Source organism: Bordetella muralis (genome assembly GCF_965139205.1).
In the GTDB taxonomy this organism is placed as follows: Bacteria; Pseudomonadota; Gammaproteobacteria; order Burkholderiales; family Burkholderiaceae_B; genus Bordetella_A; species Bordetella_A muralis.
The window spans coordinates 13,892-28,083 of record NZ_CBCSIU010000031.1 but is presented as its reverse complement, the minus strand read 5'-3'; the positions used below and the strand labels follow the sequence as shown (position 1 = coordinate 28,083).

At 61.1% G+C, this 14,192-nt stretch carries 15 protein-coding genes; 5 read left to right on the top strand and 10 right to left on the bottom strand.

Features of this window, described 5'->3' with window-relative positions; translation table 11 throughout:
* The first annotated feature begins 31 nt into the window (after positions 1–31).
* Positions 32–1,027, top strand: coding sequence for a Bug family tripartite tricarboxylate transporter substrate binding protein (locus tag ACNA0I_RS24855; RefSeq protein WP_415808698.1), 996 nt, complete (start codon positions 32–34; stop codon positions 1,025–1,027).
* Positions 1,028–1,043: 16 nt separating this feature from the next.
* Entirely contained in the window at positions 1,044–2,024 is a 981-nt protein-coding gene (locus ACNA0I_RS24850; protein ID WP_415808697.1) for a Bug family tripartite tricarboxylate transporter substrate binding protein, read from the top strand.
* Here the strand turns inward: ACNA0I_RS24850 and ACNA0I_RS24845 are convergent.
* The 4 genes from ACNA0I_RS24845 to ACNA0I_RS24830 are packed head-to-tail and all read right to left on the bottom strand — an operon-like array spanning position 2,011 to position 6,233.
* Complete coding sequence (locus ACNA0I_RS24845; protein ID WP_415808696.1) at positions 2,011–2,613, bottom strand: cysteine hydrolase family protein; 603 nt, start codon at positions 2,611–2,613, stop codon at positions 2,011–2,013. The two genes, ACNA0I_RS24850 and ACNA0I_RS24845, sit on opposite strands and share 14 nt — an antisense overlap.
* 33 nt (positions 2,614–2,646) lie before the next feature.
* On the bottom strand, positions 2,647–3,411 hold the full coding sequence (locus tag ACNA0I_RS24840) for an SDR family oxidoreductase (RefSeq protein WP_415808695.1): 765 nt from the start codon (positions 3,409–3,411) through the stop codon (positions 2,647–2,649).
* 9 nt (positions 3,412–3,420) lie between these two features.
* Entirely contained in the window at positions 3,421–4,779 is a 1,359-nt protein-coding gene (locus tag ACNA0I_RS24835; RefSeq protein ID WP_415808694.1) for an MmgE/PrpD family protein, read from the bottom strand.
* An 8-nt stretch (positions 4,780–4,787) separates the two neighbouring features.
* Positions 4,788–6,233, bottom strand: coding sequence for an FAD-dependent oxidoreductase (locus tag ACNA0I_RS24830; RefSeq protein WP_415808692.1), 1,446 nt, complete (start codon positions 6,231–6,233; stop codon positions 4,788–4,790).
* Positions 6,234–6,369: 136 nt separating this feature from the next.
* Here ACNA0I_RS24830 and ACNA0I_RS24825 point away from each other — a divergent pair, with 136 nt between their 5' ends.
* Complete coding sequence (locus tag ACNA0I_RS24825; RefSeq protein ID WP_415808691.1) at positions 6,370–7,323, top strand: LysR family transcriptional regulator; 954 nt, start codon at positions 6,370–6,372, stop codon at positions 7,321–7,323.
* Here the strand turns inward: ACNA0I_RS24825 and ACNA0I_RS24820 are convergent.
* Both ACNA0I_RS24820 and ACNA0I_RS24815 read right to left on the bottom strand, forming a co-directional pair.
* Positions 7,271–8,080 (bottom strand): aspartate/glutamate racemase family protein, encoded by an 810-nt coding sequence (locus ACNA0I_RS24820; RefSeq protein WP_415808690.1) that lies wholly within the window; start codon positions 8,078–8,080, stop codon positions 7,271–7,273. The genes ACNA0I_RS24825 and ACNA0I_RS24820 overlap by 53 nt on opposite strands.
* A gap of 22 nt (positions 8,081–8,102) precedes the next feature.
* Positions 8,103–9,086, bottom strand: a complete 984-nt coding sequence (locus tag ACNA0I_RS24815) for a tripartite tricarboxylate transporter substrate binding protein (RefSeq protein ID WP_415808689.1) — start codon at positions 9,084–9,086, stop codon at positions 8,103–8,105.
* Between the two features lie 229 nt (positions 9,087–9,315).
* Between ACNA0I_RS24815 and ACNA0I_RS24810 the strand changes: the two genes are divergently transcribed.
* Positions 9,316–10,296, top strand: a complete 981-nt coding sequence (locus tag ACNA0I_RS24810) for a Bug family tripartite tricarboxylate transporter substrate binding protein (protein ID WP_415808688.1) — start codon at positions 9,316–9,318, stop codon at positions 10,294–10,296.
* A gap of 14 nt (positions 10,297–10,310) precedes the next feature.
* On the opposite strand, the gene ACNA0I_RS24805 is transcribed toward ACNA0I_RS24810, so the two are convergent.
* Positions 10,311–11,144, bottom strand: a complete 834-nt coding sequence (locus ACNA0I_RS24805; RefSeq protein ID WP_415808687.1) for a lytic transglycosylase domain-containing protein — start codon at positions 11,142–11,144, stop codon at positions 10,311–10,313.
* A gap of 85 nt (positions 11,145–11,229) precedes the next feature.
* Here ACNA0I_RS24805 and ACNA0I_RS24800 point away from each other — a divergent pair, with 85 nt between their 5' ends.
* The gene (locus tag ACNA0I_RS24800) at positions 11,230–12,774 is read left to right on the top strand and encodes a UbiD family decarboxylase (protein ID WP_415808686.1); all 1,545 of its coding nucleotides are present in this window, start codon (positions 11,230–11,232) and stop codon (positions 12,772–12,774) included.
* A 93-nt stretch (positions 12,775–12,867) separates the two neighbouring features.
* Here the strand turns inward: ACNA0I_RS24800 and ACNA0I_RS24795 are convergent, their stop codons facing one another.
* From ACNA0I_RS24795 to ACNA0I_RS24785, 3 genes are read right to left on the bottom strand one after another with little or no spacing between them, the layout of a single operon-like run.
* Positions 12,868–13,278: a hypothetical protein gene (locus ACNA0I_RS24795; RefSeq protein WP_415808685.1), complete on the bottom strand. Its 411-nt coding sequence runs from the start codon at positions 13,276–13,278 to the stop codon at positions 12,868–12,870.
* Positions 13,279–13,281: 3 nt separating this feature from the next.
* Entirely contained in the window at positions 13,282–13,761 is a 480-nt protein-coding gene (locus tag ACNA0I_RS24790) for a phage holin family protein (RefSeq protein WP_415808684.1), read from the bottom strand.
* Between the two features lie 41 nt (positions 13,762–13,802).
* A complete protein-coding gene (locus ACNA0I_RS24785) occupies positions 13,803–14,120 on the bottom strand; it encodes an ElaB/YgaM/YqjD family protein (protein ID WP_415808683.1) in 318 nt (105 codons plus the stop codon).
* Positions 14,121–14,192: the final 72 nt, after the last annotated feature.

Here is a 14,192-nt window from a genome sequence, read left to right as displayed (position 1 = left end):
CTCGTCATTAATAACAACACAGGAGACTTCCATGCAGCCCAACCGCGCCATCCGCCGCCGCACGCTACGTGCCCTAGCCGGCGTCATCATCGTCACACCACTGCTGAACGCCGGTCCCGTCCTGGCCAGCGAAACCTACCCTACCAAGCCGATCCGGCTGATCGTCGGCTACCCACCCGGCGGCTCGAACGATATTGCCGCGCGCATCATCGCCCCCGAACTCAGCCAATTGCTGGGCGTATCGGTAGTCGTTGAGAACAAAGCCGGCGCCAACGGCGTGATCGGGGCCGACCACGTCGCCAAAGCGGAACCCGATGGCTACACCCTGCTGCTATCAAGCATGAGTCCCGTGATCCTGGCGCCGCAGACCATGAAGCAGCCGCCCTTCAATACCCTCAAGGACCTCGCGGCTGTCAACATGATGGCGCTCACGCCTGAAGCCATCGCCTTGGGGCCAAAACGCCAAGGCATCAACACACTGCCCGAACTGCTCGATCTGGCCCAGAAAGAGCGCATCACGTTGTCATCATCAGGCTCGGGCGGGCTGCCCCACCTGACCATCGAGTTGCTCAAGAAAGTACGGCCCAATATCGAACACGTCCCCTACAAGGGAGCAGGTCCCGCGCTGACCGACACGCTCGCGGGTCACGTTGACGGCATCGTCATGGATCTGCCGCCGCTTTACAGCCAAATCAAGGAAGGCAAGCTCAAGGCTCTGGCAGTCACCAGCGAGCAACGCGTGAGTTTCCTCTCGCAAGTGCCCACCGCACAAGAGTCCCTGCCCGGTTTCAACGTAGAGAACTGGGTGGGTATTTTCGCCCCGGCCAAGACACCTGCCAACGTATTGACCACGCTCGATCAAGCCGTGCGCAAAGCCGTCACTCAACCCAAGGTGAAGGCCGCATTGGAGGCCGTCGCGCTATCGCCCGTCACACAGGACTCGCCGGCCGCCTTCCAGAAGCAGGTCGCTGACGACTATGTCCGCTGGGGCAAGATCCTGCGCGACGCGGGCGTGGAAATGAACTGAAGCGGAGCACAAGATCATGCATAGCAAATACGGTAAATACACCTTGCGCACGCTGCTGGCCGCGTGCCTGACCTCGGCCAGCCTGGGCGCAGTGGCAGCGACATATCCCACGCACGCCCTCAAGTTCGTCGTGCCCTATAACGCGGGCGGTGGCACCGACGTGCTGGCCCGTGCCGTAGCCCAGGGCACATCCAAAGTACTGAACCAGTCCATCGTGGTCGACAATCGCCCCGGCGCCAGCGGCATGATAGGCGCGGACATGGTCGCAAAGGCTGCGCCAGACGGCTACACGCTGGTGGCCACGGCGTCGGACACGCACACCATCAATCCCCACGTCTACCCCAAGATTCCCTACAACGCACCGAAGGACTTCGTCCCCGTGGCGCGTGTGGGTTACCTGCCTTATGCCATGGTGGTCAACACACGCCTGGGCATCAAAGATATCCAAGGCTATATCGACCTGGCCAAAAAGAACCCGGGCAAACTCACCTATGCCTCATGGGGCGTAGGCAGCTCCAGCCATGTGGCCATGGAAATGCTGAACGTCAACCAACAGCTAGACGTGCTGCACGTACCCTATACCGGTGCAGCGCCCGCCATGACCGCACTCATCGGCGGGCAAGTCGATGCCTTGTTCGTGCCTTTGAGTCTGGCCAAGCCGAACGCCGACGCGGGCAAGGTCATGATCATGGGTCTGGCCGCGCCCAAACGTTTTGTGGACGCGCCCGAGGTGCCCACCATGGTCGAACAAGGCATCCAGGTCATTGCGTCGCCATGGATAGGCATCCTGGCGCCCACCGGGACACCGGCTGACAACATCAACGTGCTGTCCGACGCGATCGTCAAAGCCACTGCCATCCCCGAGGTCGCCGCAGCCCTGACCAAAGGCGGGCTGGAAATCGCCCCACAAAACGCCAAAGATTTTGGCGCCTACCTCGTCGAAGACTACAAGGCCTGGGGCGATACCGTTCACGCAGCCAATATCAAAGCTGAGTAGGATTGGAGAACATCACGGCGTCCGTGGTCTCAGCCTTGCAAAATCTCGCAAGGCTGCCCATAGAATTAGCATGTTCCTGTTCGCTGTGCGCAGCGCATGCGTCCTCCAGGACGATCACTTCATAGTCCCGGTCATGAGCGTCGCGTACCGTAGCCTGCACCACAGCCTGCGTAGACACCCCAGAGCAATAAATACGCTGCACGTTGTTGGCACGCAATTGCGCTTCGAGCGTAGTGGCATAGAACGGGCTGACGCGGTGCTTGGTCACCTGAATGTCGCCGACTCGCTGTTCGAGATCGGGATGGATTTCCGTCCCCCATGCGCCTAACTTGAATATGCCGGCCTTGGGTGCGCCCGAGAACACCTGAGACCCCTCGGGGCACTCGGGGTAGCCTTCTGAGAAGCCCACGCGCACAAACCCCACCAGGACATCGGCCGCACGCGCCTTGGCGATGGCCTTGGCCGTCTTGGCCAGAATCTGGCGGCTTTGTACCTGTTCGCCCAATGGGCTCTTGCCGTTGGGGCCTTCGGCGTGAACGAGATCATTCTGCATATCGAGCACGAGATAGATGGAACGGGGAGCTTTCATATCGAATACCTATGTCAGTTGAAAAGGAAAAAATCAGTCGCACCAGATGCCGCCATTGACGTCCAGCACCTCACCGGTGATGAAACCCGCCTGCGGCGATGCCAGGAACAGCACCGCCGCGGCGACCTCATCTGCGGCTCCCATGCGGCCCACGGGAATCAGATTCTTTAGCGATGGCGGAAAATTAGTGGTCATGGCCGAGGCTACCGGGCCAGGCGCCACGGCGTTTACCGTAATGCCCGACGCGGCCAGTTCCTTGGCCAGAAATGAAGTCATGATGTGCACACCCGCCTTGGATACACCGTAGGCCACGTTGCTGGCACGCTCCTGTTCGGCGGGATCGATCCACGGACGCGGGTTGCCGCCATTTTTGCCGATGACCGAACCCAGATTGATGATGCGTCCACCGCCCTGGCGCCGCATCGGCTCGATGGCAGCCTGGCAGCATAGAAAGGTGCCTTTGAGATTGATGTCAATGACGCGGTCCCACTCGGCCTCCTGCAAATGCTCGGCGCTGCCCATCGACACCACACCAGCCACGTTCACAAGAATATCAAAACGGCCCAGCGTGGCGGTAATGTCCGCCATCACGCGCGCCACATCATCACGCCGGGTCACGTTCAAACGCAGCGTCTGCACGTCGGTACATGCAGGGTCAATCCGGTCGGCGCCATCGAGGTCGGCAGCCACTACGCGTGCGCCATGCGCGGCCAGCGCAGCGGCCACCGCCCGGCCTATGCCACCCGCGCCACCCGTTACCAGCGCCACCTTGCCAGCGTATAAATCAGCCGTAAACATGGAGTCCTCTCATGATGCACAAATGGATGAAAACGCGGATTGGACCTTGCCCTGCATCAACGCTTGCCACAGCGCTTGCGTGTCCCTCTCGCGTCCTGCATGGCGCAGGCAATCGATGAACTTCGCTTGCACGCGCCGCTCGTCGAGTTGCAGGTCCAGCGGATCGAATACGGTTCGATGCAAAGCCCGGGAACCCGATATCAACGTGAGCACAGCCTGCGGATGACCGGGGTTGTCAGGCAGGCCGTCTTCCAGTTCGATGCGATCCGCCACATCCAGTACTTTGTCATCGCGCAACACGTCGTGCGCAAAGCCACTGAGTGTCGGCTCACCATGCACGAGCGCGTAGGCCGTCATGAACGGGATACTGTACTTGGCATCCTGCAACGTGCGTGGACGCCGGCGTTGGGCCAGCGGGCGGCACAAGCGCCCAGCCGATGCGTTTACCGCGACGCGAACATTCGCAGCAGGATGACGTGCGTAACTGTCGCGCGCAGCCAGCGCCACGGCCACATAGGGATGCGACAGGCGGCAACAGGGCCAGGGTTTGATATCGACCTGCGCCGCATGCCACACCGAAAAATCCAACAGCGTGCGGCGTTGCCGGCTGGACAGCGCACCCGCCAGGTAAAGACGGAACATACTCGCCTCGCCATCGAGCGCCCCGGCCGGCCCCGCCACGCCAGCCTCGGCGAGCAGCGCGGCCTGCAGGCCGCCTTGTGCCGCAAAGGCGGGATAGATGCCCCGCGCCGTAGCGCCCGTGCTGAACCCCGCCTCCTTGCCGCCAGCAAGCTGCATATAGGCCAATCCGAAACACGACACCAGCGCTGGCGTGTCCAACCCCAGTACCAGCCCAGCGCCCATGGCCGCGCCCAAATAACCAAATAGCTGCGTGAGGAACCATTCCGAGCCCGGCCCCTCGCCCTGCGGTGCGCAGGCCATACCGAGACGGCACATCAGCTCGTTGCCGATCGCTACAGCGTCAACGACTGCCTCGTCATCCACATCGCGCAACGCGGCGGCGGCCAACACAGCCGGAATCACGCAGGCGGACGGATGCAAACGGCCGGCGTCATGAATGTCGTCGTAATCCTGGATATGAATCAGCGCGGCGTTGACGAACGTGGCAGCCAGCGCCGAAGCCTGGCCGCCACCGATCAAGCCATGACGTCCGTCTCCGGCACCCAGGCGCTGCGCGGCAAGCACTTGCCGCGCCAGCTCCGTATCGTGCGCCGCCAACCCAATTCCCATCGCGTCGGCGATATGCAAACGGGTCTTGGTCCGCATCGACTCCGGTACGCCGGCCCGATACGTTTGCAGCAGCGCATGGGTCAGTTCTGCACTGAGCGAGATAGGCTCATCGACCATGGCTGCCCCTATTGCGCATTCGCGATATGCTGCGCCGCCAAACGGCCGAACACCAATCCCTTGAGGACAGATGTAGCACCGGTATAGTTGGTGTAGTACATACCGACCGTTTCCCCTGCCGCGTAGAGGTTCTTCATCGGATTGCCATCAGTGTCCAGCACCTGGCCCGACGCATCGATCTTCAGGCCGCCAAAGGTAAAGACATTGGCCGAGATGATGGGATAGGCCATGAACGGCCCCTGGTCAATGCGGCGCGACCAGTTCGATTTGACCGGCGACAAGTCCCGGGTCGCCAGGCCATCGAGTTCCAATGGCTTGAAACCTTCATCACCCGGGCAGGCCTCGTTGTAACGCGCCACCGTCGCTTCGAGTTCGCCTGCCGGCATACCCAGTTTCGTCCCCAACGCTGCCAGGCTATCGGCCTCGATGGCGGGTTGATCCGTGCGGATGGCCAAGCGATAGTTCGGCACATCCTTTACGCGCTGATCGAGGATCACATAGGCAATGCCTTCTTCCTGCTCGTAAATTCGCCGCGTCACGCGCTCGTAATAAGCATCCACCGTGCCCGGCGCCTCGTCGGTAAAACGCTGGCCACCCTTGTTCACCAACACCCCATACGGGAAGATAAATATCGAGGGTTCGGACACGCCCGAACGCGGATCCACAGGCTCGGCATGATAGCTCCCGAACTCGCCGCAAGGCGCCGCGCCTGCGTCCAACGCCATCTCGATTCCTTCGCCGCGATTGAAATATGCCCCCTTGCACACCGGACGCAGATACACCGAACGCGGACCCACATAGCGAGCCATCATGGCCGGGTTGCCTTCAAAACCACCGCAGGCCAACACCACCTTGCCCAGGAAACGCACACCGCCTTCGTTGGCGCGATACGCTTGCAGTCCCTGCACCTCGCCGCGTTCGTCCAGCAGCAAATGCCGTGCGGTAGTGTGATAGAAAAACACCGCCCCCAAACTCTCGGCGCGAGCCGCCAATGCCTCTACCAGCGCCTCGCCGCCTCCGACCGGCAACAGACGCGGTTGCGTCTTGGTCAGAAACTGGGTGGGCAGAAAATCGAACTTCACGCCCAACTCCTGCAACCAGCCGATAGTGCCCGGCACCTGATCCGCGAAACTCATGATGAGCTCGGGATCGGGCGAAGCCAGCGCACGCGCCGCATGCGACCACCCTGCACGATCACCGCCCATCTCGGCCGCAAAATCCGGGTCCATATACACGCCGGCGTGCTCGGCCAGGTGCGTCTCGAAATCGTCCGACACCTGATCGATCGCCTTCATCCGCAGATAGGCCTCGGTATAGCGGCTTTGCCCGCCGCGCTCCTCGCGACTGGCCCGCTCCAGCACGGCCACCTTCAGCCCCAGTTCCGCCGCGGTCACCGCGGCCGACAGGCCAGCCACGCCACACCCCGCCACGACTACATCAAAACGTTCTTCCATGCTCTCCACCTTTGTCGTATACCGATGCTTCGCCGTATCATCGTCGTTAAATGCAGCGGCTAGGTTAGGCTTATGGCGGCGCTTGCGTTAGACATCGGCGCCTAATGCGCTATTTAAAAAAATCGAAAGGAGACGTATGGACAAGCTCTGGGCCATGGAGGTGTTTGTGCGAGTGATGGAATGCGGCAGCCTATCTCGAGCCGCCGAGTCTCTCGACTTGGCCAATGCCACTGTCACGTCGAGCCTGCGCAATCTGGAAAAGCACCTGGGCACCACGCTGATACAGCGCAACTCGCGCCACCTGCGCCTCACCGAAGAAGGTCAACTATTCCTACCGCGTTGCCAGGAAATCCTGCGCAACGTGGCGCGTGCCGAATCCGAGATCACGACGCGTACGGCCGACATCAGCGGCCACCTGCGCGTGGAGGCCCCTTTCGCCATCGGTCAGAATCTGCTCTGCCCTGCATTGGTCGAGTTCTCGCATCGTTATCCAGGATTGTCGGTGGCACTGACACTCACCAACTCGCCACACAATCTGATCGAACACGCCACCGACGTGGCCATACGCATGGACAAGGTGGAAGACGCCGATCTGGTTGGCCGCCCTATTTACGAAGCCAAGTATCTCGTGTGCGGCACGCCCGCACTGGTGAGCTCACTGCAAGCCGTCTCGCCAAACGATCTGGACCCTACTCTATGCCTGGGCTTGTTTCCGGAAGGCGGCCATACTCCCAACCCCTGGGTCTTTACGCGAGGTGACGAAGAAGTCGTAGTGCGCCCGCGGGGGCCATTGAGCTTTAACAACACAGAGTCGTTGATCCACTGTGCGCTGCAAGGCCGTGGATTGATATGTGTGCTGGACATTTTTGTTGCCCAACTGATCGACGAAGGCAAGCTCACGCCCATATTTTCGGAATGGGACACCGCCAAACGCACCTTTCACCCCGTCACGGTGAAATCACGCTTCGCGGCGCCTAAAGTGCGGACGTTTGTCGATTTTCTGCTCGAAGTCTTCGACTCGCGCCGCCGTCCTGATATCAAGACGATTGTTCCAATCGGTTCAGACCGTAAAAAGAAAAAATCTCGTTGACCCTGTCTGGATCGGGCAGGCGATGGTAATAGCCCTTGCGGCAGGCCTTGATGCCGCACAGGCGATGCAGGTCTCCTAAAGTCTCCGCCTGCTTGACCCATGTCGCCAGCGAATCCAGCACGGGCACGCCATCGACCTCGGACACCCCATTACGAGCCAACAAGACATTCATGGGCGCCTCGCCGGGAATGATCACATCGGCGCCACGCGCAATCAGTTTTCGCGCGGAGTCACGAAAGGCCTCGATCAACTCTGAAGGATCCTCGAAGGCCGCCAGCACATCGTTGAACGTGAACCCCACCGGCTGCGCGCCCGCGAAGCGCGACTCCAGCCCATGCCGCAGCGCGTTCTCCGTAATGAGCTCGTCCATATCGTCGATGAACAACAACACGCCGAACTTCCGTCCCAGCATGCAGGCCGTCAGCATGGCGGATTCGCCATAACCCACCACGGGGATATCCACCAGCGCGCGAATCTCGCGCAGCGCCGGCTCAGGCAAGGTACTCAGGGCGTACACATCGTAGCCCTCTTGCTGAGCTTTGACCGCCGCAGCCATGAATTGCAGACCATGCACGTACTGAAAGGCCGCGTGTCGAATATCCGAGCCCGGATAGTTGCTGCGGTATGTGCCCGGCTGCATGCCATGCATCACAATCTCGGTATCTGGGCGCGCCACGCGGGCGAAATGCTGCTTGAGGGCGTCGTTGTATGCGCCCAGATCACTCAGAACCGTAAAGCTTTGATGCCAGATTTTCATGATGTCCTATGTCGGAGAGTAGCTAATCGAGTTGCACATTGGCCCGTTTGACCACTTGTGCCCATTTGTCGACTTCGGACTTGAAGAACGCGTCGAACTCGCCCGGTGTCGAACCTATTGCCACGCAGCCCAAGCTGTCGAGCTTGGCTTTCACGTCGGGATCCTGCGCAGCCTGGCGAGCGGCATCGCTGAGTTTTTCCACCACGTCGGTGGGCGTGCCCGCCGGCACAAACAAACCAAACCATGCCGTGGCGTCATAATCCGGCAGACCGGACTCAGCCAGCGTCGGCACCTGGGGCAAGGCTGGCGAGCGCGTTTTGGTACTGATGGCAAGCGCGCGCAATTGCCCGCTCTGGATCAGGGGCAAGGTCGTAACCATGTTGTCGAACGTGATCGGCACGCGGCCGCCCAACACATCAGCCATGGCCGGCGCCGCACCACGGTACGGCACGTGCTGCAGCTTGATGCCGGCCTGCTCGGCAAATAATTCGGTAAACAGATGCGCGCCCGACCCGTTGCCCGCGCTGGCAAAATGCAGCGGCTTATCGCCCGCGGCCTTGGCGGCGGCAACCAGATCGGCGACAGAGCGATAAGGCGTGCTGGTATTGGTCACCAGCATGAAAGGCGTAGAAGCCACCTGCGATACCGCCTCGAGATCCTTGAGCGGGTCGTAGCTGAGGCTGCGGTACAAACTCGGATTCACCGCGAGCGAAATCGTCCCGAACAACACGGTGTAGCCGTCCGGCGCCGCTTTCGCGACGGCGTCCGACGCAATATTGCTGGCCGCGCCAGCTTTGTTCTCGACCACGATAGGTTGGCCCAGCAAGCGGCTCATCTTCTCGGCCACCGCACGCGCCGCCACATCGGATGCGCCCCCGGCAGGGAACCCCACCATCAGCCTGAGCGGCTTTTCAGGATAGCTGGCCAGGCTGGGACTCGTAGCCGCCAGCGCCAACAGGCTGCCAGCCAACAGGACTCGCGCAACAGCGCAACCGATACGACACATAGCAAAGGTCTCCTTCCTCATTTTTCGCCATTTTGCCCATAACAACGCAGGTCAAACATGGCAAGAACATGAAGACAGGATTCACTAATCTTGAAAGTGCCGGCGCTGCGGAGTTTTCGAGATTCTCGAAATCGGCATTCGAACATGCGCCCTTCTTTATGGCACACCCTCCCGCGCACAATGAGTGCCATCCATAAACAAGGGCATCCATGCCCTGGAGGAGATCGACATGAGAACTACCCGGCGCCACTCTCTGGCCTACTTGTGCGCGGCCATCCTGGGCGTGACGATCGCCGGCACATCGGCGCACGCTGCCTATCCCGACAAGCCCATCAAAATCATTGTCCCCTGGGCGCCCGGCGGCAGCACCGACATCCTGGCCCGCAGCACCGCGGAGCGCTTGAGCCAGGCGCTCAAGCAGCCGGTCATCGTGGAGAACCGCGCTGGCGCCAGCGGCAATATCGGCGCCGAGGCGGCAGCGCGTGCAGCGGCCGACGGCTACACGCTGCTCTTTACCAGCACGAACCTCACCCTCAACCCTGCCGTCATTGCACATACCCCCTACGACCCGGTAAAGGACTTCACCGGCATCACGATGGTGGCATTCGCGCCCATGATGCTGGTGACCAAATCAGGCTTTGCCGGCGATACGCTGCAAGGTCTGATGGACTATGGCAAAGCCCACCCGGGCAAGCTCAATTTTTCGAGCAGCGGGGCAGGCGGCGCGCCACATCTGGCAGGCGAGATGTTCAAGCGCGCGGCGAAGCTGGACATGGTGCACATCCCCTACTCCGGCGCGGCGCCAGCGCTGGCCGACGTATTAGCCGGCCAGGTGCAAATGACGTTCACCACCTATATCTCGGCCCAGGGTCAGCTCGCCGCTGGTGCGCTCAAGGCATTGGCCGTAGCCAGCGACCAGCGATTGCCGGTGCAGCCCGACGTGCCTACCTTTGCCGAAAAAGGGCTGGATATCGAGATAGGAACCATGTTCGGCCTGCTGGCGCCCGCAGGCACGCCCGCGTCCGCCGTGGACACGCTGTATCAAGCCCTGAAACAGGCCAGCGCCGACCCTGCTTTTAATGCAAGCATCATCAAACAGGGCGGACGCATGGTGATGAACACGCCACAGGACTACAACGCCTATCTGCGTGAGGACACCCAAAAGTGGAAGAACCTGGTGCAGCAGATCGGCGGCGTGGACACGAACTGAGCGCAGAACGCCGATCAATCGCGTGCCAACGCGATCCCGGCCGCCAAGGCCAACCGGCGACGTTCGGCCTGGACCTTGGCGCCATAGCCGCCATCGCTGGGACCTGTCGCCCCCACGTAGCAAGCCAAACCGCCTTCCACCGATCCGCGACGCGTGATGCAGTCTTTGAGGATGGTGCTGCCGACGCGGATATTCGAAATCGGATCGAGCGCATTGGCGCCCTCGCCCAATTTGTCGAATTTGTCCTGGTGCACGCGCGTCATGACCTGCATCAGGCCTTGCGCCCCCACCGAGCTCTCCGCAAAGGGGTTATAACGGGATTCGATAGCAATGACCGCCAACAGCAATAGCGGATCCAGATCTTTTTCGCGCGCGACACGATACGTCGTGTTAACCAAGACACCGGTCGCGTCATACGCCACGCGGTACTTGCGCGAGATATAGTTGCGCAGCGCCTCGGCCTGGGGGCCGGACACGGCGGTACGTAACACCTTTTTAGGCGGAGCCGGAGGCAGTTCGCTGCGCAGTGGACCCAGAAAGCCGGTGGCGTTACTGAGCGGCGCAGCGGGAATCGCCATGGCTACCACTGAAGGGGTGTCATAGAGAGGGTCGTCGTTGGCATCGGCGAGCGAGCTGGACGGTACGGATGTAGGCGCTAAAGCGGTCAACAAGGCTTTGTGCACCTGCAGGGCCTGGTCGCGCAAACCGGGCAAAGCGAGGCTCATACTTATGGTGACAATGACGGCAATACCCAGATAGGTACAGCAGATACGCAACCATTCAGCAAGACGGTGGTGCACTCCTTGGGCGGACTGACGGAACAGGCCTGCCACTGACGCATCGGGCATGGTGACCTCCTGCGTGATAAAGAAGAGGCCTGGATGTTAACCTCTCTTCTGACTTTAAAATGTAACGAATTGACCTGGATCTGTAGTGAAATACCGTGACCTGAGAGACTTTTTACAGCAACTGGAGCAGCGCGGTGAGCTCAAACGCATTGCCACGCCAGTATCGACACATCTTGAAATAACTGAGATCGCCGATCGCGTTTTACGCGCCGAAGGGCCTGCCTTGCTGTTCGAAAACGCCGTCCACAACGGCACGCGGGCCGAGATTCCGGTGCTGGCCAACCTGTTTGGCACGCCCAGGCGCGTCGCCTGGGGCATGGGAGCCGAGGACGTCAGCGCCCTGCGCGAAACAGGAGAATTACTGGCCTCGTTACGCGAGCCCGAGGCTCCGCGCAGCCTGCGCGATGCCTTCGGCAAAGTCGCCATGCTGAAATCCGCGCTCTGGGACATGGCGCCCAAACGCGTGCGCAGCCCGGCCTGCCAGGAAATCGTCTGGGAAGGCCAGGACGTGGATCTTGGCCGGCTGCCGCTGCAAACCTGCTGGCCCGGCGATGTAGCGCCGCTTTTGACCTGGGGCCTGGTCGTCACGCGCGGGCCGAACGCGCGCCGCCAGAATCTAGGCATCTATCGCCAGCAGCCGATCGCGCCAAACAAACTGATCATGCGCTGGCTGTCGCATCGTGGCGGTGCGCTGGATTTTCGTGAGCACGCGCGCGCCTATCCGGGCACGCCCTTTCCCGTCGCGGTTGCCTTGGGCGCAGACCCGGCCACGATCCTGGGGGCCGTCACACCGGTGCCGGACAGCCTGTCCGAATATCAATTCGCCGGCCTGCTGCGCGGCTCGCGCACAGAGGTTGCCCAGGCCATCGGCAGCGAGCTCTCGGTACCGGCCTGGGCTGAAATCGTCCTGGAAGGCCACTTGTTGCCCGCTACGGATCCGCGCGCCGTTGCACCCACGGTCCCTGACGGGGTCCCGCCGCCACCAGATACAGGCTACGAAATGGCGCTCGAGGGGCCCTATGGCGACCACACCGGCTACTACAACGAGCAGGACTGGTTCCCCGTCTTTACGGTGGACCGCATCACCATGCGCCGCAACCCGGTCTATCACTCGACCTACACGGGCAAACCGCCGGACGAACCGGCGGTTCTGGGGGTGGCGCTGAATGAAGTCTTTGTGCCGCTATTGCGCCGTCAATTCCCGGAAATTGTCGATTTTTACCTGCCGCCAGAGGGTTGCAGCTATCGATTGGCCGTGGTCTCGATGCGCAAGCAATACGCCGGACACGCCAAGCGCATCATGTTCGGCATCTGGAGCGTGCTGCGCCAATTCATGTACACGAAATTCATCGTCGTCGTGGACGAAGACATTGATGTGCGTGACTGGAAAGAGGTCATCTGGGCCATCACAACGCGCATGGACCCGGTGCGCGATACCGTCATGGTCGAGCGCACACCGATCGATTACCTGGACTTTGCCTCGCCGGTATCAGGTCTGGGCGGCAAAATGGGGCTGGACGCCACCAACAAATGGCCAGGTGAAACCGACCGTGAATGGGGCCGACCGATCACCATGGATCAGGACGTCAAACAACGCGTGGATGCGATGTGGGGTGAATTGGGGCTATAACAGCACCGGGAATCGCAGGAGCCAGTGCTCCAAAGCATTGGCTGAACCCGCATCCCGCCGATAATCGGGCGGCAAGCACTCCGGTATCGGGAATCAGTCCTGATCGTCGCGCCTCACCCGCTCACGAGACGGGCTGACGTCATCCTCGACATCAGACGATGACGTCCCACGCGAATCGCGCCAGGCCTTGAAGGCCTGCCACCCCAACAACGCGCCCCCCGCCAGCTTGATCAAACCCGAGCGCTTGCCACGCCCCATGACCAGTGCAGAAAGTGTGGAACTGACAAAAGGATAGCGCCGGGCCAGCGTAAAGCCCTGCCATAACAGTTTGGATAGATTGCCCTGCGTCAAACTCGGCAGCCAACGCTTGACGAGATTACCAGGCCGGAGCGAGCGGGTCGTTGACACGATATCGTGCGCCAGCGATTCTCGTTCGAGCGCAGCCCGAGCACGCAGCAGCTCAATGCGAACGGCACGGTCAACAGCAGTCGTGGGTTTCGCCATAGGTCAGCTCCGTGCCCGTCGAGCAGCGGCCTGCCGGGCACGCGTGGCGCGCGCCTCTTGCTCGGCTCTCTCGTCGCGTTCGTCCTGCTCGGCTTGTTCGGCCTCGTCCTGCGCGGCACGAACACGATCCAGCAGCTCGGCATCACGGCCGAGTTCTTCGACCGTTGCCGCGAAAGGCATCGGACCGAACAGCAACTGACGACGTATGGATAGCAGCAATACGAGACCGACCAAGGCATATACCGCAGCTAACAATCCCAGCGCTACGTAACGATTTTCCGTAGGCCAGAACGCCACCGCGATGGTGACCGTGAACACCAGCACCGCCAACGTCAAAAACAGCAACGCCGCAAATGCCGAGCCCAACAACTTGATCAACCGCGTTTTTTCTTCGGCTGCTTCGAGGGAGAATAATTCCAGGCGCGTACGCAGCATCCCTACCAGGCTGCTGGCCACGCTGGATACAGAAGTCCGCAAGCCCATAATAAGACCAGGCCAGCCTCAAGAAAGGCCGGCCCGTGCCTTTATCGGCGAGCGATCAGCAAACCGAGCAGCAGGCCGGTCACGCCTGCAACGCCGATGGCTTGCCAGGGATTGTCGTGCACATAATCATCGGTCGCGCGTGCGGCCTTGCGACCGCGTTCCAATACGGCGTCTTGCGCGTCGTACAACGCCTCGCGCGTGCGTTTCAGCGAGGCCAATGCGCGATCGCGCAATTCGGAGGCCTTGTCGCCGGAACTGGATGCGGCCTCGCGCAGCAGGTCTTCGGCATCGCTCAGGCTGCTTTTGACGCTATCGATGAGTTTTTCTTTAGCGGCTTCCTCGGAACGTCGTGTAGGCATAAAAGCTCCCTATGAGTAAGGTCGATGACAGGTTCATCATACCAGCCTGCTGCGACTCTCGCAGCCAGGCCG